Raw genomic sequence first — 20,233 nt, 5'->3', positions numbered from 1 at the left:
ATGCGCTCTCTTACCCTCCATCTGAAAGTCCTGATTACCGTCCTGGTGCTACTGGGCATCCTGGTCACGGCCTATCAGATCTTCTTTCTCGGCATTCCGGTGACCGAGGACGAAACCGATGACCTGTGGAACATCGACGCCAAGGTCGAGTTCGTCGCCAGCCCCAAGGACCCGGTCAAGGTCCAGATGTTCGTGCCGCCGCTGAGCCGCGACTATGTGAGCCTCAACGAGAGTTTCATCTCCAACAACTACGGCGTCAGCGTCAACCGCGTCGACGGCAACCGCAAGGTGACCTGGTCGGCCCGTCGCGCCAGCGGCAACCAGACCCTCTACTACCGTCTGGTGCTGACCAAGCGCTACAGCACCGAAAAAGCCAAGATCAAGGGCCCGACCTTCCGCGACAGCCTGGCGGTAGAAGGCCCCGAGAAGATCGCCGCCGAAGCCCTGATGGCGCCTATTCGCCAGCACTCGGCCGACGTCGAAACCTTCGTTGGCGAGACCATCAAGCGGGTCAACAACCTCAACGACGACAACGTCAAGCTGCTGCTGGCCGGCGATACCTCGTCGCTGAACAAGGCCAAGGTCATCGACCTGCTGCTGTCGATTGCCCACGTGCCGGTGGAGAAGGTCCACACCATCCGCCTGGTCGCCGACCAGCCGCAAACCCCTGAACTGTGGCTGCGCAGCTTCAACGGCAGCGACTGGCTGTACTTCAACCCGGACACCGGCGAGCAAGGCCTGCCGGCCGACCGCCTGCTGTGGTGGACCGGTGACGACAACCTGATCACCGTCGATGGCGGCAAGAAAGCCAACGTCAGCTTCAGCCTCAACAACAGCGAAATGAACGCCATTCGCCTGGCCAAGCTGACCGACGAGAACACCGACGCCGACTTCCTCGAGTACTCGCTGTACGGCCTGCCGCTGCAGACCCAGCAGACCTTCATGATCATGGTGATGATCCCGATCGGCGTGCTGGTGATCCTGGTGCTGCGCAACCTGATCGGCATCCAGACCCTGGGTACCTTCACCCCGGTGCTGATCGCCCTGGCCTTCCGCGAAACCCAGCTGGGCTTCGGCATCATCCTGTTCACGGTGATTACCGCGCTCGGGCTGTCGCTACGCTCCTACCTTGAACACCTCAAGTTGCAGATGCTGCCGCGCCTGTCGGTGGTGCTGACCTTCGTCGTGGTATTGATCGCCGCCATCAGCCTGTTCAGCCACAAGCTGGGCCTGGAACGCGGCCTGTCGGTCGCGCTGTTCCCGATGGTGATCCTGACCATGACCATCGAACGCCTGTCGATCACCTGGGAAGAACGCGGCGGCGGCCATGCCATGAAAGTGGCGATCGGCACCCTGTTCGCTGCCTCCCTGGCGCATCTGCTGATGAGCGTGCCGGAGCTGGTGTACTTCGTCTTCACCTTCCCGGCGGTACTGCTGATTCTGGTGGGCTTCATGCTGGCGATGGGTCGCTACCGCGGCTACCGCCTGACGGAGCTGGTGCGTTTCAAGGCTTTCGTGAAGGCTGACGCCTGATGTTCGGTCTCTGGAAAACCTGGAAAGCCCTGGAGGCCCGGGGCATCATGGGTATCAACCGGCGCAATGCGGACTACGTCCTCAAGTACAACAAGCGCCATTTGTACCCGATCGTCGACGACAAGATCATCACCAAGGAGCGTGCGATCCAGGCCGGCATCCATGTGCCGGAAATGTACGGGATCATCTCCACCGAGAAAGAGATCGACAAGCTCGGCGAGATCATCGGCGGGCGCAGCGACTTCGTCGTCAAGCCTGCCCAGGGTGCCGGCGGCGACGGCATCCTGGTAGTTGCCGATCGCTTCGAAGACCGTTACCGCACGGTCTCGGGCAAGATCATCAGCCACGAGGAAATCGAGCACCAGATCTCCAGCATCCTCACCGGCCTGTACTCCCTGGGCGGTCACCGCGACCGCGCCTTGATCGAGTACCGCGTTACCCCCGACCAGATCTTCAAGAGCATCAGCTACGAAGGCGTGCCGGACATCCGTATCATCGTACTGATGGGCTACCCGGTGATGGCCATGCTGCGTTTGCCGACCCGCCAGTCCGGCGGCAAGGCCAACCTGCACCAGGGCGCCATCGGCGTCGGCGTCGACCTGGCCACCGGCGTGACCCTGCGCGGTACCTGGCTGAACAACATCATCAGCAAGCACCCGGACACCACCAACGCGGTGGACGGCGTGCAACTGCCGAACTGGGACGGCTTCATGAAGCTTGCCGCCGGCTGTTACGAGCTGTGCGGCCTGGGCTACATCGGTGTCGACATGGTGCTGGACCAGGACAAGGGCCCGTTGATCCTCGAACTCAACGCCCGCCCCGGCCTGAACATCCAGATCGCCAACGACTGCGGCCTGACCCTGCGTACCCACGCGGTGGAAGCGCACCTGGAGCAACTGGCCAAAGACGGCCGCCAGGAAAGCCCCGAAGAACGCGTACGCTTCGCCCAGGAGCTGTTCGGCCACGTGCCGAGCTGAGTCCACATCCTGTGCGCGCCAGCCTGCCCGGCTGGCGCGCCCTGGAGCCTCTATGTCGTAGTCAGCGCTAGGAGCATTTCCTACAGAGGACTACAATCGCCTCCCCGCATTCATAGCTGTTACTTGCATGCCGACCTGTACGCTCCACCCCCTGCCCTACCAGGCCGACCCTGCGGCCTACTTCGCGCGTATTCGCCAGGCGCCCGGCGCCGTGTTGCTCGACAGCGCCCGGCCTAGCGCCGAACGCGGCCGCTTTGACCTGCTCAGCGCCTGGCCGCTGCAAACCCTCGCGCCCGCGATGGATGAACGTGGTAGCGCCTACCTGCAACGGCTGCGTGAAAGCCTGGCGCAACTGGGCCAGGCGCAGGTACCGGATGGCATCGAGTTGCCGTTTGCCGGCGGCCTGATCGGTTACCTGAGCTACGACTTTGGCCGGCGCCTGGAGCAACTGCCAAGCATCGCTGTCGATGACCTGGGCCTGGCCGATGCCAGCCTTGGCCTGTATGCCTGGGCACTGATCAGCGATCACCAGCAAAAGTGCAGCCAGCTGCTGTTTCACCCAAGCCTGGCAGCGGCCGAACGCCAGCGCCTGATTGAACTGTTCGAGGCGCCACCTGCTATCGATGCCGCCAGCTTCGCCCTGCAAGCACCGATGCGCGGCGATATCAGCGCACACAGCTACCGCCAGGCCTTCGACCGCGTGCAGCAGTACATCCATGCCGGCGACTGCTACCAGATCAACCTCACCCAACGCTTTCGCGCGCCCTGCCAGGGCGACCCCTGGCACGCCTACCAGGCCCTGCGCCAGGCCTGCCCGACGCCGTACTCGGGGTTCCAGTTGCTGGCCGACGGCAGCGCGCTGCTGAGCTTCTCGCCGGAGCGTTTCATCCAGGTCAGCAATGGCCAGGTCGAAACCCGGCCGATCAAGGGCACCCGCCCGCGCAGCAGCGATGCCGACGAAGATGCGCGCAACGCCGCCGAACTGCTGGGCAGCAGCAAGGATCGCGCAGAAAACCTGATGATCGTCGACCTGCTGCGCAACGACCTGGGGCGCACCTGCGAGATCGGTTCGGTGAAGGTCCCGGAGCTGTTCAGCCTGGAGAGCTACCCCAACGTCCATCACCTGGTCAGCAGCGTCACCGGGCGCCTGGCGGCCGGCAAGGATGCCCTGGACCTGATCGCTGACAGCTTCCCCGGCGGCTCGATCACCGGCGCACCGAAAATCCGCGCCATGCAGATCATCGACGAGCTGGAACCCAGCCGTCGGGCGCTGTACTGCGGGTCGTTGCTGTATGTGGATGTGCGCGGCGAGATGGACAGCTCGATCGCCATCCGCAGCCTGCTGGTCAAGGACGGTCAGGTGTGCTGCTGGGGGGGTGGCGCAGTGGTGGCGGATTCGGACTGGCAGGCGGAGTACGAAGAGTCGATCACCAAGGTCAAGGTGTTGCTCGAGACCTTGCAAGGCCTCTGAAAAGCATCGCGGGGCAAGTCGAGGCGTCGCCCCGCGATGAGGCCCTACAGGCTCAACGAGCGGTTCGAAGCCTTGATGAACTCTTTCTTCAGCGCCGCAAAATCATGCACCGCCGGGAACTGCGGAAACTCGCGGATCACGTTCTCCGGCGCATGGAACAGAATCCCTGCATCTGCCTCGCCGAGCATGGTGGTGTCATTGTACGAATCCCCCGCGGCAACCACCCGGTAGTACAGGCTCTTGAAGGCCAGCACCGACTGGCGCTTGGGGTCTTTCTGGCGCAGCTGGTAGCCGGTCACCCGGTCGTTTTCGTCGGTGATCAATCGATGGCAGAGCAGCGTCGGGAAGCCCAGCTGGCGCATCAGAGGCTGGGAGAACTCGTAGAAAGTGTCGGAAAGAATCACCACCTGGAAACGCTCACGCAGCCAGTCGACGAACTCGATGGCGCCGTCCAGTGGCTTGAGCGTGGCGATCACCGCCTGGATATCGGAAAGCTTCAGGCCGTGCTCATCGAGGATGCGCAGGCGCTGTTTCATCAGCACGTCGTAATCGGGAATGTCACGGGTGGTGGCCCGCAGCGATTCGATTCCGGTTTTTTCCGCGAAGGCGATCCAGATTTCCGGGACCAATACGCCTTCCAGGTCGAGACAGGCAATTTCCACAGCACACTCCTCGAACAACGCCAAAAATGGGAAGCCGCACTCTACATGCGCGGCGTCTACCCGGGCAATTTTTGTTAAGATCAGGGCATTACGAGCGCCAAGCGCCATTCAATGACCGGAAGCCGCCTGATGAGCCAACCCTTCGACGTCGCCGCCCTGGCCGCGACCTACGCCAACAAGTCGCCGCAAGACATCCTCAAGCTGGCCTTCGAGCACTTCGGCGATGACCTGTGGATTTCCTTCAGCGGCGCCGAGGACGTGGTGCTGGTGGACATGGCCTGGAAGCTCAACAAGAACCTCAAGGTGTTCAGCCTGGATACCGGCCGCCTGCACCCGGAAACCTACCGTTTCATCGACCAGGTGCGCGAACAGTACCAGCTGCCGATCGAGATCCTCTCCCCCGATCACAGCAAACTCGAGCCCTTCGTCAAGGAAAAAGGCCTGTTCAGCTTCTACAAGGACGGCCATGGCGAGTGCTGCGGCATCCGCAAGATCGAGCCGCTGCGGCGCAAGCTGAGCACTGTCAGCGCCTGGGCCACCGGCCAGCGCCGCGACCAGAGCCCGGGCACCCGCAGCCAGGTGGCGGCGCTGGAAATCGACAGCGCCTTCTCGAGCCCCGAGCACACCCTGTACAAGTTCAACCCGCTGGCACAGATGAGCAGCGAGGAAGTCTGGGGTTACATCCGCATGCTCGAGCTGCCGTACAACAGCCTGCACGAGCGCGGCTTCATCAGTATCGGCTGCGAGCCCTGCACCCGCCCGGTGCTGCCGAACCAGCACGAGCGCGAAGGCCGCTGGTGGTGGGAAGAGTCGACCCAGAAGGAATGCGGGCTGCACGCCGGCAACCTGATCACCAAGGGTTGACTTCCTCGCGCTGGCAATAGCGCTCCAGGTGCTGCTCAAGGTCGATAATCGCCTGGCGCAGCATCTGCACCAGCTGGCTGATGCGGTGGGCCGGCGCCTGTGTACTGCAGGCCTGTTCCAGCTGCACACAAACTGCCAGCACCTCATGGGCGCGGATCATCCGCGCCCCGCCCTTGAGCCGATGCACCAGGTCGGCCAACGCCACCCGATCCTTACCATCGTGCAAGCGGTCCAGACCGCGCAGGTCCTGGCGATTGCTGCTGACCAGATCGCCGAGCAGGGCCCGGACCTTGTCCTGATCACCGGCGGCCAGCACCAGCAGGCTGGAGATGTCCATGCCCGGTAGCACCGGCGCTGCCTGGGCCACCACCGGCACCGCGATACGGCCCGTCAGGCCCTCCAGCGCCTGCTGCAGGTCGTCGATGCTCAAGGGCTTGAACAGGCAGGCATTCATTCCCGCCGCCAGGCAGCGGGCACGTTCCGACGCCTGGGCATTGGCGGTCACCGCCAGCACCCGGCAAGCCTCGCGGCCGGCGCGCCGCTCATGCTCGCGGATCGCCCTGGCCAGCCGATAGCCATCGAAGATCGGCATGTTGCAGTCGGCGATGACCACATCGAACGACTCGCGCAGCCAGCAGCGCAAGCCCTCGCCGCCGTGTTCGCAGACCCGCACGCGATGGCCCAGGTAACCGAGCTGGTGCATGAGCAGGATGCGATTGGCCGGGTAGTCATCCACCACCAGCACCTTCAGCGGCTTGCTCAGGCTGGCGCTCTCCCGGCGCCGGCCCGGAGCGTCGCTGGACGCCGCCGGTGGCAGGCAGGCCAGGTTCAACTGCACCTCGACACGGGTACCGACACCGATACTGCTGTCCAGCTGCATACGCCCGCCCATCAGCTCGCACAGCATCCGGCAGATGCTCAGCCCCAGCCCGGCACCATTGCGCCCGGCCTGGCGGTTGTTGCTGGCCTGGCAATAGGGCGTACCCAGGCGTGACAAATCGGCCATGGGAATACCGACGCCAGTATCTTCCACCACCAGGCTCACCTCCACGCGGCGCAGCCGGCGCTGGGTGTGCAAGCGCACACGCACCGAGCCTTCACGGGTGAACTTGATGGCATTGCTGATCAGGTTGGAGAGAACCTGCTTGAAGCGCAGGGCGTCGAGCAGCACGTCGCTGTCCAGGGCGCCGGTAACCTCCAGGTGCAGGCGCAGGCCCTTGCCCAGGGCCTGCTGTTCAAACATGCGCACCACCCCTTCGACCTGCTGGCGCAGCTGGGTGCGGCGCGGTTCAAGGAGCAAATGGCCGGATTCGATGCGGGTGACATCCAGCACATCGCCGAGCAGTTCAAGCAGGCCACGCGCCGAGCTTGAGGCCACCTCGATAGCCAGCCGGTCGAGCACACCCTGATCGGCCTTTTCCTGGGCCAGTTCGAGCATGCCCAACAGGGCGTTCATCGGCGTGCGGATCTCGTGGCTCATGGTCGCCAGAAACGTCGTCTTGGCCTGGTTAGCCGCCTCTGCCTGTTCCTTGGCCGCTTGCAGTTCAGCATACATCTCGGTCAGGGCACGCTCGGCCCGTTCGCACTTGCGGATTGACTGGCGCAGGTAGTGAATCCACACCAGCGCCAGCGCCAGCAAGCTGCCGACCACGGCACAAGCCTGGGCAATCAGGCGCCCGTTTTCGTGCCAGAAACTGTCGACAATCGCCAGCGTGGGGTGTTGCGCCACCACCGCATGCGCTTGCGCCTCAAAGGCGTGCAGGCCGCGGATGGCATCCGGCCAGATGCCTGGCGCTACCTCTTCGGCCCCGGCCACTGTGGCCAGGCACTGCAGTACCAGCAACACCAGCGCCTGCAGCAAGCGAGCATGCACACAATTGGGCAACCTAAATGAGCAGGTTGCGCTTGGCGACATCCGCCAGGTCCACCAATGATTTGACCCTCAATTTCTCGATCAGACGGGTTTTGTACGTGCTGATAGTCTTGTTGCTCAACAGCATCGCATCGCCGATGGCCTTGTTGCTCAGGCCGCGGGCCAGTTGCTGCAGCACCAGCAGTTCACGGTTGGTCAGGCTGGCGATGCACTCGGCTTCCGAGGCGCGCACATCGACCCTGCTCACCGAGCTCAAGGCGACTTCAGGGAAGTAGGTGTAGCCGGACATGACCGCATGCACGGCCTTGCTCAGCTCGCATAAATCGTCGGTTTTCGATACATAGCCGACCGCGCCGGCCTTCATGCAGCGCAGGGAAAAATAATCAGCCTGCTGAGAGGTCAGGATCAGAATTTTCAGCGCAAGCTTCATTGCTTTGACCCGGGCAATCACCTCCAGGCCGTCCAGGCCCGGAATGCTGATATCGAGGATCATCAGGTCCGGGCTCAGCTCACGAGCCAGGCGCACGGCATCGATGCCGTTGTCGGTCTGGCCGACCACTTCGAAGCGCTCGCTGACCAGCAGCAGGTTGACGCTTGAGCGAATAAACGGGTGATCGTCCACGATCAGAACACTACTCATACCTTCCCTCATACCACGACGGTGACTCGGTCCGATTCACCCCTTGAAGGCAATTTCGCGACGTTGCTCGCCCTCGACCAGCTCAAAGCGATAGTGGCGCCCGGCCTGTTTCTCGAATGCACGGACCTTGCCCGGCAGCACATGGTGCTTGGTCGCCGGGGCGCAGTCCTTGTTGCCGGCGGCGCAATCATTGAAATGATCGAGGACGATGGTGGTGTTGCCCCGGTTGGGGACCAGGAAGCGCCCGGCCTCATGCTCGACCTCGACCTGGTAGCGGCTGGCCTGGGGCCGCACGAACAGGATCGAGCCGTAGCCGGCCAAAATGTTGACCCCGACCTTGAGGGCGTTTTCATAGCGCTCGGCTTCATCTTCGGTCACGGCAAAACCGTCGTTGACCTCCGGCAGCACCGGGATGAAACGCAGCCTGAAATAGCGCTCGTGCTCACGCTCGCCGCGATACAGCAGGCGCACCGCCTGCATGCCATTAGCGGGGATGATCAACCGCGCCGGGCTCACCACCAGGCCACGCTGCAATGCCTCGCGGCCGTCCATTTCAACCTCGCGCGCCTGGCCCTGCTCATCGTAAACCAGCTCGGCGACGCTGACCTTGACGAAGGCGGTGGTGTCGCCGCCATTGCGCACGCGCTTGAGCAACGTGCTCTTTTCACCGTCGAGGTAATCGTAGAAGGTCCCGATGTTGAGCTCGGGCCCGGCGAGCGCAGCGCTCGCCACCAGTATCCATAGCAGCGGTACCGCCAGTATTCCTTTCATGTCGTTTAGCTCCCAGCTCAACTGGCCAATTAATATCATTCTCATCCACCCGGCCTGTCCGGGCAACCGGCAGAGGCTGTAGGAAACTTCCTTAACTGACAGCGAAACTTCCAATTGCCCCGTTCGGGGGTTGTTTAAAGCGCAGCATCCAGTACCAGCGTCACATCGCCCTGGAAGGTTTCGCCCGGGTACCCGAGCATCGAGGCGGTATCGGCCTGGGACACTTCGAACAGCAGCCGCGCCTGACGGTCGAGCGTGGCCTCGACGGTATCGATGTGCAGCGCCGCCGGCGCGCCAACCGGCACCACCAGGTTGTCCACCGGCGCACCCAGGTGCCTCATGCTGGACGGCAGGGTCAGGGCGACTTTCAACGGAACCTGGTGGCCGTCGCGCCCGCGAATGCCGCAGCGCCCACCCAGGTCGTGTTCGCAGCGGGTGTGCACGCTGATCGCACCCGTGGTCCAGATCTGGAATGGCAGCACCCGGTACAGGCGCTGAGGGGGCGTGCCGCGATTGATCCAGCTTGCCCAGCCTCCAGGCGGTTCGAGTACTGCGCGTTCGGAGCCAGGCGGAAACTCGAGCTTCAAGGGGTGTTTGACGGTGAACTCGAAATTGAAGGTGAGCATGTTGGTGCTGACACTGGTGAATCGATTACCCAGGTCAAAGTCCGCCCCACTGCCACCGACGCTCAATTGCAACTGGGCCCGGTAGACGCCATTTTTCAGTGAGAGCGGCGAAGGCAACTGCAGGTCAAAAGCAAGCCCCTCGATAGTGCTATCTATATTGATAACGGTCCCGGCACTGCCGCTGCGTCCGACCATGTAACAACCGGTTGAAATAGCTGTATCGATTCGCCCCAGATACACCGTAGCGTTTCTGTCCTCGGTCGCTGCAACCCGTTCACACGCGCCATGGGTAGGCCCCGCGACCAAGACCGTCAGGCCCGGCACCATCCTCAGGCCGATATGCGTCGCTCGGAACTGGGTACTGAACGAATCCCCTTGCTCATTAACCAGATTCAACGTCTTGCTTGGGGGAAGCCTGATGAAGTAATTGTCCCGCGGATGCGGTGCACGATGGATGAACGCCGTAGAAAAGCTCAACGGCAAATTGGCCGTAAACCGATACTCGCTGCCGACGCAGGAGACCAATCCCGAACAAAAAGCCGCCCGCGGCGTGGTGTTGGTAAAGCCAGTAGGCGGCCTGCCGCTGTAACCCGGAATGTACTCGCCGGTAATGTCCACCACGCCGGCCTGGGCAACACCCGTGAAAGGTTCCGGACAGAACGCTGCGAACACCGAAAAGAGTGCCCCAAGGGTTGTGCACCGTGGTTGTTTCAGCCATCGCATCAAGCGTCCTCCTTCGATTGTTTCAGCTCAGCCCTGGCCACATTGGCCCCGGCGCAGGTCAGGTCGCCGACCAGCAGAATGTCGTTCTCGCGGGTGTACGTGCCCTGATCGAAGCTGAACAGGCACAAGGCATCAGCGCCCCGGCGAATCTCCAGGGTCGGCGTCGATTCGCTCATCTCGATGGCGAAGAAACCATCCGCCTCGCTCACGCTGCGGCTGGCGTGGTTGATTACCAGCGCGCCCCGCAGCGGCTGGCCTTTGCCATCGACCAGACGGCCGATCACGGTGACGGTCTGCATCACGCGAATCTGGTGATAATCGACCCCGCCGCGGTTGAGGTGATACTCCACCGTAGCGGGCTGGATGACCGCAGCATGGGCGTCCCTGCCTTCGAAATCGAAATGCACCTGGCCGGCCTTGTAGGCGCTGACCGGAATGACATTGCGCCCCGGGCGCAGCACGGCGCTGTGGCCGTGATGGTCGTCGGCGCGCATGCGCAGGCCCTGCAGGTCCGACTCGACATCGACAATCAGGCCGGCCTCGTGGGGCAGGTACTGCCCGGACATCGCCACCTGGCCGGCGCCGATCGCCAGCACGCTGTCGAGGTTCAAACCGGCGGTCAGTTCGCCGTTGTACGACGAGCTCTGGGCATAGGCATCGCCATGCAGCAGCGGGCTCTCGAACAGGGCGCTGCCGCCAAAGCCGGTGCCGTAGCGGTCCAGCGAAACCGTGCCGGCCAGGCTCTGCAACGCGCCGTAGTCGACATCTTGCTGATAGGTCAGCGAAGCGTTCTGATCGCGCCCGCCGTCGCGGGACGTGCGGCTGCCCAGGGTTGCCGAAATCCTGCGTCCCGGCCCGCCGAGGCTCATGCTCATGCTCAAGGTGACGCCGCGGTTGCGCGCATCACCCGAGCTGCTGGTGCCAGGGCGATCGAACACTGACAGCCGCCAGTGGGTATCGGAGTCCAGCAGCTTGCCAAAATAACCCCAGCCGACATCGAAGCCGGTGCCGTTTGCGCCAGTACCACTGCTATGGGAAACCCGTACGGTAGCGGTACTGTGGCGATCGACCCGGTGGTTCAGCGACAGTGCGCTCTGGCGCACCTCGCGCACGCTGAAGTCGCGCTGCGCGCCAGGCTGATCGTCTTCGAACCTGCGGCTGTCCAGCCATGAGCGGCTCTGGCTGAACACCAGCGAGCCCGATGCATAGTTGTAGATGCCTTGCAGGTCGTAGCCGTTACCCTGATCTTCGGTGTGAAAAACACTGCCATAGAGCTTGAACGGATCGAGCACATCCCAGTCCAGCGAGCTGCCGTACTGCATGAGTTCATCGATGCGCTGGGCCGAGAGCCCGAGCACTGCCCGCGGGTGCAACAGGTAATTGGTAAAGACCCCGGCGCTCAGGCTGTTGTCATAGTCCTTGTCCCAATTGCTCCACAAGGTGCTCTGCTGCCCGACATAAACGTTGTAGCGCCAGGGCGACTCGGCGTTGTTCCAGTTCGAGGGTTTGTAGATGAAGGCCTCGCTGCGCGAGGTTTCCTGGTTGTCTTCAATCAGGCGAACTTCTACTTCATAAATGCCTCCCGGCAGCACCCGGGTATCCAGCGCCTGCAAACCGGCCTGCACCGACTGGCTGTTGATCAGCACACCATCACGGTAGATTTCGGCGATAGCCGAGCGGTTCGGGGTGACATAGATGGGCGTGGCGCTGGCCTGGCCATTATTGACCGCCAGGCTGTCGCTGCTGCCGAGCATCAGGCCGCGGGTGGTATCGGGCAGGTTGCCGAGCAGGCGCGGCTGACGGGTCAGGCCTTGGGCGCCCGGGGTAAAGTAGCCCAGGCGAAAGAAATGCTGGTCGTGCACACGCTCGGCATAGAGCTGGTCGACACGGTGCCGGGTTTGCTCGGCGTAGTCGCTGTTGCGGTCGAACTGCGCCTCGCCAACGGCAGTCCAGTTGCCGACGCTGCCCCGCCCCTGCACGGCATAACGCCCGGTGGTTTCCAGGTCGCCCCCGACCAGGTTCAACTGGTTGCGCAACAGCAAGCCGTGGCTGCCGCGTTCCGGCAAGGTGTGGTAAAGCGCCGGCTGGTCGCTGCGCTCCGCCGCCGTGGTGAGGATCGACAACTGTGAATTGACCAGGCTGTAGTGCAAGGCCACCAGCCCCAGCGGGCAACTGGACAGGCAGTTGCCCAGCAACCTCGGCTCCTGCAACTGTTCGCGCCAGCGTGAACGCTCGCTGTCGGCGGCCTGGCTGTCGAAGGTGTCGGTAAAGTCGAGCAGTTGCACCTGCTCATCGCGCGACAGCACCACCAGCGCATCGCCCAGGTAGCGCCCATCAAGATCGACGCGAACCGCCAGGGGCACATCAAAGAAGTGCTCGCCGAACTCTTGCGGCAAGCCTTGCGCCTGGCTCAACACCCCCAAGGGCCCGGCCGCTCCCCGGGCATCGGCCCAGGCACAGGCAGAACTGCAGAGCACAACCCAACCCAGGGCCAGTCGAACGGATGCAGCGAGAGACAAGTAATTGGCCATGTCCATTTTTTCACAGGCAATATTCACCCCGTACTCATCCAAACGAAGGAGCAACGGGGTGAATAGAAGGGGACAAAAAAACGCCGGCTGGCGACTTACGGCGAAACGGTCTCGAACAGCATGTTGACGATGCCCTGGTAGTTGCCTGGCACGTAGCCGCCAGCACCGGCCGACTGCGCGGCCACATCGAAGGCCACCAGGGTGCCCGCCGCCGCTGCGGCTGCCGGCACTACCGGCACCGAGGTGGTGGTCAGGCCGGTGCCGTTGACCGCGACGTCCAGGCCGATGCTGTTGGCGCCGCTGTTGATCACTGCCGGGCTGAGCAGACGGGCAGAAATTGCCCCGGTGGTGCTCTTGACCTGCAATTGCTTGCGGATCGGCTCAAGCGATTCGCGCAGGGCGTTCCAGGCCATGTTCTGCGGTTCGTTCATCCAGTTGCCGCCCACCGGCTCGACATAAAAGTTCTCGGTCGGAACGGTGGCGGTTACGGTGACTTGTTTCTCCAGTGGGTCGGCGGCAAATACATTACCAACGGCCAGCAAGGCGAGCGGCAGGGCCAGAAAAGTGCGCTTCATGAATTGATCTCCTCGAATTGACCTGTGCAATCGTCACAGGCGACGTGCCAACGGCAAATGCCGCACCGCACAGGGCGGTTGGCGAGGAGGATTATTCGGCAGATATCCGACGCAAAAAGTCGGACCACTCCCAGCAGGATTGGGAAATTTCCCAAAGAGCGTTAACGTTCAATCGCACAAAAAAAGGTTCTTCACGGAATCCCGGGGGCTATGATTCTTGGGTTGGGTTGCGGGCTTATCCATTCGGTGTGGCGCTGCTGGCCCCACACTGAATGGATAAACTCGCAGCCTCAACATCCCAACCCGGGATTCCGTGAAGAGCCAAAAAAAAGCGCCCCTTGAAGGGCGCTTTCTGCACATCAGCTATTGAAGACGCAAATCAGTGCACTGGCAACTCGACGCCTTCAAACAGCTCTTCAAGCTCCTGCTTGTTGTGGCAGGCGATCGCCTTGGCCATCACTTCGCGGGTCAGGTGCGGGGCGAACTTCTCGATGAAGTCGCACATGAAACCGCGCAGGAAGGTGCCACGGCGAAATCCGATCTTGGTCACGCTGGACTCGAACAGCTCGCTGGCATCGAGCACCACCAGGTCATTGTCGAGCTTGGTGTCGACCGCCATCTTGGCGACGATACCGACGCCCAGGCCCAGGCGCACGTAAGTCTTGATCACGTCGGCGTCAGCGGCGGTGAACACCACTTTCGGGGTCAGGCCGCGGTGGCTGAAGGCTTCGTCGAGCTTGGAGCGGCCGGTGAAACCAAACACGTAGGTAACGATCGGGTATTCGGCCAGGGCTTCGAGGGTGAGCTTTGGCAGTTTGGTCAGCGGGTGGCCCTGAGGCACCACCACGCAGCGATTCCAGCGATAGCAGGGCATCATCACCAGGTCGCCGAACAGCTCCAGAGCTTCAGTGGCGATGGCGAAATCGACGGTGCCGTCGGCGGCCATTTCGGCAATCTGCATCGGCGAGCCCTGGTGCATGTGCAGGGCCACTTCCGGGTACTGCTTGATGAAGCTGCTGATCACCGGTGGCAGGGCATAACGCGCCTGAGTGTGGGTGGTGGCGATCGACAGGGTGCCCTTCTTCTCGTTGGAGAATTCCTGGGCAATCTGCTTGATGCTTTCGACCTTGCGCAGGATCTCGCCGGCGGTGGTGATGATGCGCTCACCGGCCGGGGTCACGCGGGTCAGGTGCTTGCCGCTGCGGGCGAACACTTCGACGCCCAGCTCGTCCTCGAGCAGGCGGATCTGCTTACTGATGCCCGGCTGGGAGGTGTACAGGCTCTGCGCTGTCGCGGAGACGTTGAGGTCGTGGTGCGCCACTTCCCAGATGTAGCGCAATTGTTGAAGCTTCATAGGTATCCCTCAAATCAGCTGGGCGTCACCGGCAGCAGCGACGATTTATAACTATATTAGTGGTTTGAAGAATAAATCTAGAACTATTTTAGCAGTCTTCAAGGAACCCACCTACGTCACCCAGTTAAGACTTCCTACGACCGAGATGTTGCGCGAGCGGCACCATGTACACCGGCACCGGCGACAGCTGCAGCAAGCGCACAGCGGTGCGGCCAATCGGAATGTCAACGCCGGCGCCCTGGCTGTGGCTGCCGAAGATCAGCAGGTCGACACTCAGGCGCTGGGCCTGTTCGAGAATCACCTGCGCCGGGTCGCCCTGGCGCACGCGCACGGCCTTGATCAGGGCAAGGTCAGCCTCCTCGCCTAATTCGTCACGAAAGTTTTCCAGGACCCGCTGCTCGATGTTGGCCATCACCGTGGTGACGCCTTCGCTATGCAGTTCATCGAGGGTCTGCTCGTCCAGGTAGCTTTGCAGCAGTGATTCGGCGAACTGGCCCATGGGCTCGACTGCATGAATGACGTAGAGCTCTGCGTTGAAGGTCCGCGCCAGCGCCAGCGCGTGTTGCATGACAAAAGGCGCGTACACACCGAGGTCAGTGGCATACAGCATGGAACGGATCATTCGACCTCCTCGACTGCCACGACGGCAGAGCAAGCTTCAGCTTAGCAGCGCCAAGACCGGCCGCAGGGCCGTCCGGCGCCGAGGTTTGCCAGTCAGCCCAGGGTCGGTTCGTTGCTGATCCCATGGGGCACATGGCCAGTGGCGACGACGCTGCGGGCCCGTTCGCAATGGCCGGCCTGATCGTCGAAGAACACATCGGCGGCGAAGGCTTCGAGGAACGCCGATTTGTCCAGGCCGCCAAGAAACAGCGATTCGTCCAGGCGAATATCCCATTCGCGCAAGGTGCGGATCACCCGCTCATGGGCCGGTGCCGAACGGGCGGTGACCAGCGCCGTGCGGATCGGGCAGGCGCCTTCCGGGAACTCCTTTTGCAAAAGGTTCAGCGCCGCCAGGAACGGCTTGAACGGCCCGCCACGCAACGGCTCACGCGCCGATTGACGCTCGCTGGCCTGAAAGGCTTCGAGGCCGCCGAGCTGGTAGACCCGCTCGGACTCATCGGAGAACAGCACCGCGTCGCCGTCAAAAGCGATGCGCAGCTCGTCACTGGCCGCACGCTGGGCGCCACCGGAGAGAATAGTGGCGGCGGCAAAGCCAGCCTCCAGGGCGCTGCGTACGTCATCGGCATCGGTGGACAGGAACAGGTGACAACCAAACGCCGCCAGATACGGATAAGGACTACGACCGCCGACGAAGGCGGCGCGGTAAATACCCAGGCCGTGATGCTCGATCGAATTGAACACCCGCAAGCCGGTATCGGCGCTGTTGCGCGACACCAGCACCACCTCGACCCGCGCCTGGCCAAGATGGGCGTTCAGGCCCAGAAGCTTTTGCACCAGCGGGAAAGCGTCACCAGGTTCAAGCACTTCGTCTTCGTGTTCGATCTGGTACTGGCGATACGCCTCAACGCCCTCGGCCAGGTACAGCCGGTGGCTCTCGCTGAGGTCGAACAGCGCCCGGGAGGAGATGGCGACGACCAGTTTGTCACCGAGGTTCTTGCTCATATGCTGCTCCTTTTGCGCTGTTCTAGCGGGCCTCATCGCGGGTCAAGCCCGCTCCTGCAGGGGCGGTGCTGTTTGCCGGTCAATAAAAGCCAAGGCCTGATACAACACCTGCATCTTCGGCAACTCACAGCCCGCCGCCCGCGCCTGGGCCAACGGCTCGGCGTAGATCGCCGCCAGTTCCAGTGGCCGCTGCTGGGCGAAATCGTGGTACATGCTCGGCCAGTAGTCGGGCATCTTCTCGGTCACCGCAAACAGGTGCTCGGCATAGCCTTGCGGCAGTTCATGGCCACAGGCACGGGCACCCTGCACTACTTCGGCCATCAGCGCCTGGATCAATGCGCGGCTGTCGGCATCGGCCATCAGCGGCGTGGTACTGGCCTTGAGCAGCACAGACAACCCGTTGTAGGGCACATTCCACACCAGCTTCTGCCAGCGCGCCTGGGCCAGGTTGCTCATAGCCTGGGAATCGATGCCGGCGCCATGGAACAGCGCCGCCCCGGCCTCGACAATCTGCTGGCGGCTGCCGTCATCGACCGCCGGGCCGCTGTGGTAGCCCAGGTTCACCGCGCCCAGCGACTGGTGGCGGATCACCCCCGGCGCTTCGCGGTTGACGCAGATAAAGCACAAGCCGCCAAGCAGGTGCAGGTTGGCCGGCAGCAAGGGCCGCAGTTGCTCTTCGACGCCCAGGCCGTTCTGCAGCAGCACCACCTTGGCATCCGGCGCCGCCGCTTGGACAATCAACGGCGCCAGTTCAGCGTTGCTGGTGGTCTTGGCGCCCACCAGCAGCCAGTCGCAGGGCGGCATGTCGGCGGCGTCGGCGTAGGCCGAAACCTTCATCTGCACGATGCCATGCACGGCGCTGTCGAGGCGCAAACCGTTGAGCTGAACGGCGTCGAACTCGCTGCGCAAGAGAAAGTGCACCTCGAACCCGGCACGCGCCAGCATCAGGCCATAGAAGCCACCAATGGCACCGGTGCCGATTACGCCGATACGCGGGCTGCTCGTGTTCATCCTGCTCTCCTCAAGCGTTCATTTTCTGTTCACATTTTTTACACGCAAATCATACGTTTTACGAACCTTCACTATACTGAGGCGAACAAGGTCAAAAAATCGACACGGAGTCGAGCATGCGTGGTTTCTTGCTGCACCCGGACGATGTTCCGGTGGAGCTGACCCTGCGTCAGTCGCCCAAACTGTTCCGCCAACGGCTGCACACTATCAGCCTGGGCGGAATCGCCTGCAACCACCCTCGGGCCTACCGACGCGGCATGGCGGTGGAAATGCTCATCCCCTCCCTCGGCGCCGAGGCGCGCTACCCAGGTTACGTGGCCTGGTGCCAGAAGCACCAGGACGGCTACCGGGTGGGTATTGCCTTTATCGACGAACAGGCGCTGTTTGGCGCACGCATGGGCGAACAGGTGTGCCAGATCCAGCACTTCTGTCAGGCCCGGGAACACGCCGCCAACCCCGATACCGATGTCGAAGCCCTCGCCCAGCAGTGGGTCAGCCTGCACGCCGGCGAGTTCTCCGAGGCCAGCCTTGAGGCAAGCCATACCCGGGAAATCCTCCTTCCGGGGTAAAAACCCCGTGGCTGTGGGCTTTTCCTTGCAGGAAAGCCGCCCTTGCCCATTGTCGAGCCACGGTGTAACGCGCTAAGGTTCGGCTCCCCGCTGCGTACAATTTTCGCTGCTCCGCCGCACGGGGATCGCTGGCGGCCGGCACCCGTGACCTGACGAGTAACACGATGGCTGATTTACCGATCGATGACCTAAACGTTGCCTCCAACGAGACCTTGATCACCCCCGATCAGCTCAAGAAGGAAATCCCCCTCAGCGCTACCGCCCTGCAGACCGTGACTGCCGGCCGCGAAGTGGTGCGCAATATCCTCGACGGCAAGGACCACCGCCTGTTCGTGGTGATCGGCCCCTGCTCGATCCACGACATCAAGGCTGCCCACGAGTATGCCGAGCGCCTCAAGGTGCTGGCGGCAGAGGTGTCCGACACCCTGTACCTGGTCATGCGCGTGTATTTCGAAAAGCCGCGTACCACCGTCGGCTGGAAGGGCCTGATCAACGACCCGTACCTGGACGACTCGTTCAAGATCCAGGACGGCCTGCACATTGGCCGCCAGCTGCTGCTGGACCTGGCGGAAATGGGCCTGCCGACCGCCACCGAAGCCCTCGACCCGATCTCGCCGCAGTACCTGCAGGACCTGATCAGTTGGTCGGCCATCGGCGCGCGCACCACCGAATCCCAGACCCACCGCGAAATGGCCTCGGGCCTGTCCTCCGCGGTCGGCTTCAAGAACGGCACCGACGGCGGCCTGACCGTTGCCATCAACGCCCTGCAGTCGGTGTCGAGCCCGCACCGCTTCCTTGGTATCAACCAGGAAGGCGGCGTGTCCATCGTCACCACCAAGGGCAACGCCTACGGCCATGTGGTGCTGCGTGGCGGCAACGGCAAGCCCAACTATGACTCGGTCAGCGTCGCCCTGTGCGAACAGGCCCTGGCCAAGGCCAGGATCAAGCCGAACATCATGGTCGACTGCAGCCACGCCAACTCCAACAAGGACCCGGCCCTGCAGCCGCTGGTGATGGAGAACGTCGCCAACCAGATCCTCGAAGGCAACCAGTCAATCATCGGCCTGATGGTCGAGAGCCACCTGAACTGGGGCTGCCAGGCAATCCCGAAAGACCTCAACGACCTGCAGTACGGTGTCTCGATCACCGACGCCTGCATCGACTGGGCGTCCACCGAGAAAACCCTGCGCAGCATGCATGCCAAGCTCAAGGACGTGTTGCCCAAACGCCAGCGCGGCTGACAGGCAGGTACAAAAACGCCGGGCAATTGCCCGGCGTTTTTGTTGGTGCGTTGAACAGCAGCGCAAAGGGCTGCCCTTCGTGATCTTCAGGCCTTGTTGGTGGCGTGCTTTTGCTGACGTTCCATGTAGCGCTCAACATAGGAGCACGACGGAATCACGGTATAGCCCATGTCTTCGGCGTACTTGAGCGCCTGCTCGGTGAGCGCCGCAGCGATACCCCGGCCACGCAACGCGTTGGGCACGAACGTGCGGTAGATATCCAGGGTCTGCTTACCCAGGTCCATGTAGGTCAGGTAAGCACGATGACCGTCCACATTGGTCTCGAACTGATGACCAGCCTGGTCATGGTGGATGGACAACGCCTCGCTCATCACTACTCCTCGCGGGTCTTGTGCTATGACCCTACCTTACCGATGTTTGTCCGGCGAAGGAACCTCTACGCCACCCCGTGCCCCATTGGACAACGAGAAGAGCATGGCTGTTCTCTGGCAAATGAGCACGTACAAATAGTAGGCGCCCGATGCCCGGATGCTCAAGGTGGCTGGTCGCAAATTTCACCCACTTGTGGCAAGCGGACACGGCGGCGAGCATCGGCCTGAACAGTTGCCGGATGTTGTAGTGCTATGACGAAGGATGACACTTTAAGTCACTTTTAGTTCAACAAATTACACACTTGCTACACTTGTTAGCACCCGCGCATGCGGCGCCTTCACAGTTTTTCTACATAAGGCTGTGGCGGACCCGGGACAGGCGCATTTTTTTGCAGTTCTTGCGCTCTGTCAGTTTACTTACTACAAGTAATGGGTACTATGTACGCCGGCCAGTTTCTCTTTCTTGAGAGATGGCTATTTAATAGAAAGTCCTTGAAGGGGAACACGATGAACAACGTTCTGAAATTTTCTGCTCTGGCTCTGGCCGCAGTCCTGGCTACCGGTTGCAGCAGCGTATCCAAAGAAACCGAAGCTCGTCTGACCGCTACCGAAGACGCAGCTGCTCGTGCACAAGCTCGTGCCGATGAAGCCTATCGCAAAGCTGACGACGCTCTGGCTGCTGCTCAAAAAGCACAACAGACCGCTGACGAAGCTAACGAGCGCGCTCTGCGTATGCTGGACAAAGCCAGCCGCAAGTAATAGTCCTTCGGGATTGTTATTGGAAGCCGACCCACTTGTGGGTCGGCTTTTTTATTGCC

Annotated in this window: 20 protein-coding genes; 8 read left to right on the top strand and 12 right to left on the bottom strand. The window is 62.2% G+C overall.

The features are described 5' to 3' along the window. From rloB to pabB, 3 genes are all read left to right on the top strand, one after another. Window positions 1-1,533 (top strand): osmotic stress tolerance membrane protein RloB, encoded by a 1,533-nt coding sequence (gene rloB / locus JYG36_RS10030; RefSeq protein ID WP_045194736.1) that lies wholly within the window; start codon window positions 1-3, stop codon window positions 1,531-1,533. Continuing rightward, complete coding sequence (locus JYG36_RS10025; RefSeq protein WP_045194737.1) at window positions 1,533-2,510, top strand: alpha-L-glutamate ligase-like protein; 978 nt, start codon at window positions 1,533-1,535, stop codon at window positions 2,508-2,510. The genes rloB and JYG36_RS10025 overlap by 1 nt, the downstream gene beginning before the upstream one ends. 127 nt (window positions 2,511-2,637) lie before the next feature. Further along, window positions 2,638-3,981, top strand: coding sequence for an aminodeoxychorismate synthase component I (gene pabB, locus JYG36_RS10020; protein WP_213603772.1), 1,344 nt, complete (start codon window positions 2,638-2,640; stop codon window positions 3,979-3,981). Between the two features lie 44 nt (window positions 3,982-4,025). On the opposite strand, the gene thrH is transcribed toward pabB, so the two are convergent. Further along, a complete protein-coding gene (gene thrH, locus JYG36_RS10015) occupies window positions 4,026-4,643 on the bottom strand; it encodes a bifunctional phosphoserine phosphatase/homoserine phosphotransferase ThrH (RefSeq protein ID WP_213603770.1) in 618 nt (205 codons plus the stop codon). A 129-nt stretch (window positions 4,644-4,772) separates the two neighbouring features. Between thrH and JYG36_RS10010 the strand changes: the two genes are divergently transcribed. Further along, window positions 4,773-5,507 carry a phosphoadenylyl-sulfate reductase gene (locus JYG36_RS10010; RefSeq protein ID WP_093387442.1) on the top strand — a complete coding sequence of 245 codons (735 nt, stop codon included), beginning with the start codon at window positions 4,773-4,775 and terminating at the stop codon, window positions 5,505-5,507. Here JYG36_RS10010 and JYG36_RS10005 read toward each other — a convergent pair. From JYG36_RS10005 to JYG36_RS09990, 4 genes are all read right to left on the bottom strand, one after another. Continuing rightward, window positions 5,494-7,380 (bottom strand): ATP-binding protein, encoded by a 1,887-nt coding sequence (locus JYG36_RS10005; RefSeq protein WP_213603768.1) that lies wholly within the window; start codon window positions 7,378-7,380, stop codon window positions 5,494-5,496. The two genes, JYG36_RS10010 and JYG36_RS10005, sit on opposite strands and share 14 nt — an antisense overlap. A 13-nt stretch (window positions 7,381-7,393) precedes the next feature. Next, on the bottom strand, window positions 7,394-8,020 hold the full coding sequence (locus tag JYG36_RS10000; protein WP_195884647.1) for a response regulator transcription factor: 627 nt from the start codon (window positions 8,018-8,020) through the stop codon (window positions 7,394-7,396). 36 nt (window positions 8,021-8,056) lie between these two features. Next, the gene (locus tag JYG36_RS09995; RefSeq protein ID WP_213603766.1) at window positions 8,057-8,791 is read right to left on the bottom strand and encodes a fimbrial biogenesis chaperone; all 735 of its coding nucleotides are present in this window, start codon (window positions 8,789-8,791) and stop codon (window positions 8,057-8,059) included. A gap of 134 nt (window positions 8,792-8,925) precedes the next feature. Further along, entirely contained in the window at window positions 8,926-9,612 is a 687-nt protein-coding gene (locus JYG36_RS09990) for a hypothetical protein (protein WP_213603764.1), read from the bottom strand. 259 nt (window positions 9,613-9,871) lie between these two features. On the opposite strand from JYG36_RS09990, the gene JYG36_RS26680 reads away from it, so the two are divergent. Continuing rightward, window positions 9,872-10,006, top strand: coding sequence for a hypothetical protein (locus tag JYG36_RS26680; protein WP_258594211.1), 135 nt, complete (start codon window positions 9,872-9,874; stop codon window positions 10,004-10,006). Between the two features lie 133 nt (window positions 10,007-10,139). Here JYG36_RS26680 and JYG36_RS09985 read toward each other — a convergent pair whose 3' ends face one another. From JYG36_RS09985 to JYG36_RS09960, 6 genes are all read right to left on the bottom strand, one after another. Next, window positions 10,140-12,671 carry a CS1-pili formation C-terminal domain-containing protein gene (locus JYG36_RS09985; RefSeq protein ID WP_213604382.1) on the bottom strand — a complete coding sequence of 844 codons (2,532 nt, stop codon included), beginning with the start codon at window positions 12,669-12,671 and terminating at the stop codon, window positions 10,140-10,142. A gap of 95 nt (window positions 12,672-12,766) precedes the next feature. Next, on the bottom strand, window positions 12,767-13,246 hold the full coding sequence (locus tag JYG36_RS09980; protein ID WP_045194743.1) for a CS1 type fimbrial major subunit: 480 nt from the start codon (window positions 13,244-13,246) through the stop codon (window positions 12,767-12,769). A 379-nt stretch (window positions 13,247-13,625) separates the two neighbouring features. After that, window positions 13,626-14,600 (bottom strand): HTH-type transcriptional regulator CysB, encoded by a 975-nt coding sequence (gene cysB, locus JYG36_RS09975; protein ID WP_010222540.1) that lies wholly within the window; start codon window positions 14,598-14,600, stop codon window positions 13,626-13,628. 124 nt (window positions 14,601-14,724) lie between these two features. Next, window positions 14,725-15,222: a universal stress protein gene (locus JYG36_RS09970; protein ID WP_045194744.1), complete on the bottom strand. Its 498-nt coding sequence runs from the start codon at window positions 15,220-15,222 to the stop codon at window positions 14,725-14,727. A gap of 92 nt (window positions 15,223-15,314) precedes the next feature. Then, window positions 15,315-16,223, bottom strand: coding sequence for a 5'-nucleotidase (locus JYG36_RS09965; RefSeq protein ID WP_093380979.1), 909 nt, complete (start codon window positions 16,221-16,223; stop codon window positions 15,315-15,317). A gap of 42 nt (window positions 16,224-16,265) precedes the next feature. Further along, window positions 16,266-17,234, bottom strand: a complete 969-nt coding sequence (locus JYG36_RS09960; protein ID WP_213603763.1) for a putative 2-dehydropantoate 2-reductase — start codon at window positions 17,232-17,234, stop codon at window positions 16,266-16,268. Window positions 17,235-17,350: 116 nt separating this feature from the next. Between JYG36_RS09960 and JYG36_RS09955 the strand changes: the two genes are divergently transcribed. Both JYG36_RS09955 and JYG36_RS09950 read left to right on the top strand, forming a co-directional pair. Next, a complete protein-coding gene (locus JYG36_RS09955) occupies window positions 17,351-17,803 on the top strand; it encodes a PilZ domain-containing protein (RefSeq protein ID WP_045194748.1) in 453 nt (150 codons plus the stop codon). A 164-nt stretch (window positions 17,804-17,967) separates the two neighbouring features. Further along, window positions 17,968-19,044: a 3-deoxy-7-phosphoheptulonate synthase gene (locus JYG36_RS09950; protein ID WP_045194753.1), complete on the top strand. Its 1,077-nt coding sequence runs from the start codon at window positions 17,968-17,970 to the stop codon at window positions 19,042-19,044. A gap of 86 nt (window positions 19,045-19,130) precedes the next feature. Here the strand turns inward: JYG36_RS09950 and JYG36_RS09945 are convergent, their stop codons facing one another. Beyond that, window positions 19,131-19,415, bottom strand: a complete 285-nt coding sequence (locus tag JYG36_RS09945) for a GNAT family N-acetyltransferase (protein ID WP_010222546.1) — start codon at window positions 19,413-19,415, stop codon at window positions 19,131-19,133. A gap of 507 nt (window positions 19,416-19,922) precedes the next feature. On the opposite strand from JYG36_RS09945, the gene oprI reads away from it, so the two are divergent. Next, the gene (gene oprI / locus JYG36_RS09940; protein ID WP_003259780.1) at window positions 19,923-20,174 is read left to right on the top strand and encodes an outer membrane lipoprotei OprI; all 252 of its coding nucleotides are present in this window, start codon (window positions 19,923-19,925) and stop codon (window positions 20,172-20,174) included. Window positions 20,175-20,233: the final 59 nt, after the last annotated feature.

The sequence above is a fragment of the Pseudomonas sp. SORT22 genome (genome assembly GCF_018417635.1).
GTDB lineage: Bacteria > Pseudomonadota > Gammaproteobacteria > Pseudomonadales > Pseudomonadaceae > Aquipseudomonas.
Note: the sequence above shows the minus strand (reverse complement) of the source record. Positions and strands in the feature narration are given on the sequence as shown.

Coding starts and splice junctions, on each gene's coding strand:
- JYG36_RS09950 (WP_045194753.1), top strand. CDS start 17,968: ATGGCTGATTTACCGATCGATGACCTAAACGTTGCCTCCAACGAGACC.
- JYG36_RS09990 (WP_213603764.1), bottom strand. CDS start 9,612: ATGGTCGGACGCAGCGGCAGTGCCGGGACCGTTATCAATATAGATAGC.
- pabB (WP_213603772.1), top strand. CDS start 2,638: ATGCCGACCTGTACGCTCCACCCCCTGCCCTACCAGGCCGACCCTGCG.
- JYG36_RS09985 (WP_213604382.1), bottom strand. CDS start 12,671: ATGGCCAATTACTTGTCTCTCGCTGCATCCGTTCGACTGGCCCTGGGT.
- JYG36_RS10000 (WP_195884647.1), bottom strand. CDS start 8,020: ATGAGTAGTGTTCTGATCGTGGACGATCACCCGTTTATTCGCTCAAGC.
- JYG36_RS09955 (WP_045194748.1), top strand. CDS start 17,351: ATGCGTGGTTTCTTGCTGCACCCGGACGATGTTCCGGTGGAGCTGACC.
- JYG36_RS09965 (WP_093380979.1), bottom strand. CDS start 16,223: ATGAGCAAGAACCTCGGTGACAAACTGGTCGTCGCCATCTCCTCCCGG.
- JYG36_RS26680 (WP_258594211.1), top strand. CDS start 9,872: ATGAACGCCGTAGAAAAGCTCAACGGCAAATTGGCCGTAAACCGATAC.
- JYG36_RS09980 (WP_045194743.1), bottom strand. CDS start 13,246: ATGAAGCGCACTTTTCTGGCCCTGCCGCTCGCCTTGCTGGCCGTTGGT.
- JYG36_RS10025 (WP_045194737.1), top strand. CDS start 1,533: ATGTTCGGTCTCTGGAAAACCTGGAAAGCCCTGGAGGCCCGGGGCATC.
- oprI (WP_003259780.1), top strand. CDS start 19,923: ATGAACAACGTTCTGAAATTTTCTGCTCTGGCTCTGGCCGCAGTCCTG.
- JYG36_RS09945 (WP_010222546.1), bottom strand. CDS start 19,415: ATGAGCGAGGCGTTGTCCATCCACCATGACCAGGCTGGTCATCAGTTC.
- JYG36_RS09970 (WP_045194744.1), bottom strand. CDS start 15,222: ATGATCCGTTCCATGCTGTATGCCACTGACCTCGGTGTGTACGCGCCT.
- JYG36_RS09960 (WP_213603763.1), bottom strand. CDS start 17,234: ATGAACACGAGCAGCCCGCGTATCGGCGTAATCGGCACCGGTGCCATT.
- rloB (WP_045194736.1), top strand. CDS start 1: ATGCGCTCTCTTACCCTCCATCTGAAAGTCCTGATTACCGTCCTGGTG.
- JYG36_RS10010 (WP_093387442.1), top strand. CDS start 4,773: ATGAGCCAACCCTTCGACGTCGCCGCCCTGGCCGCGACCTACGCCAAC.
- cysB (WP_010222540.1), bottom strand. CDS start 14,600: ATGAAGCTTCAACAATTGCGCTACATCTGGGAAGTGGCGCACCACGAC.
- JYG36_RS09995 (WP_213603766.1), bottom strand. CDS start 8,791: ATGAAAGGAATACTGGCGGTACCGCTGCTATGGATACTGGTGGCGAGC.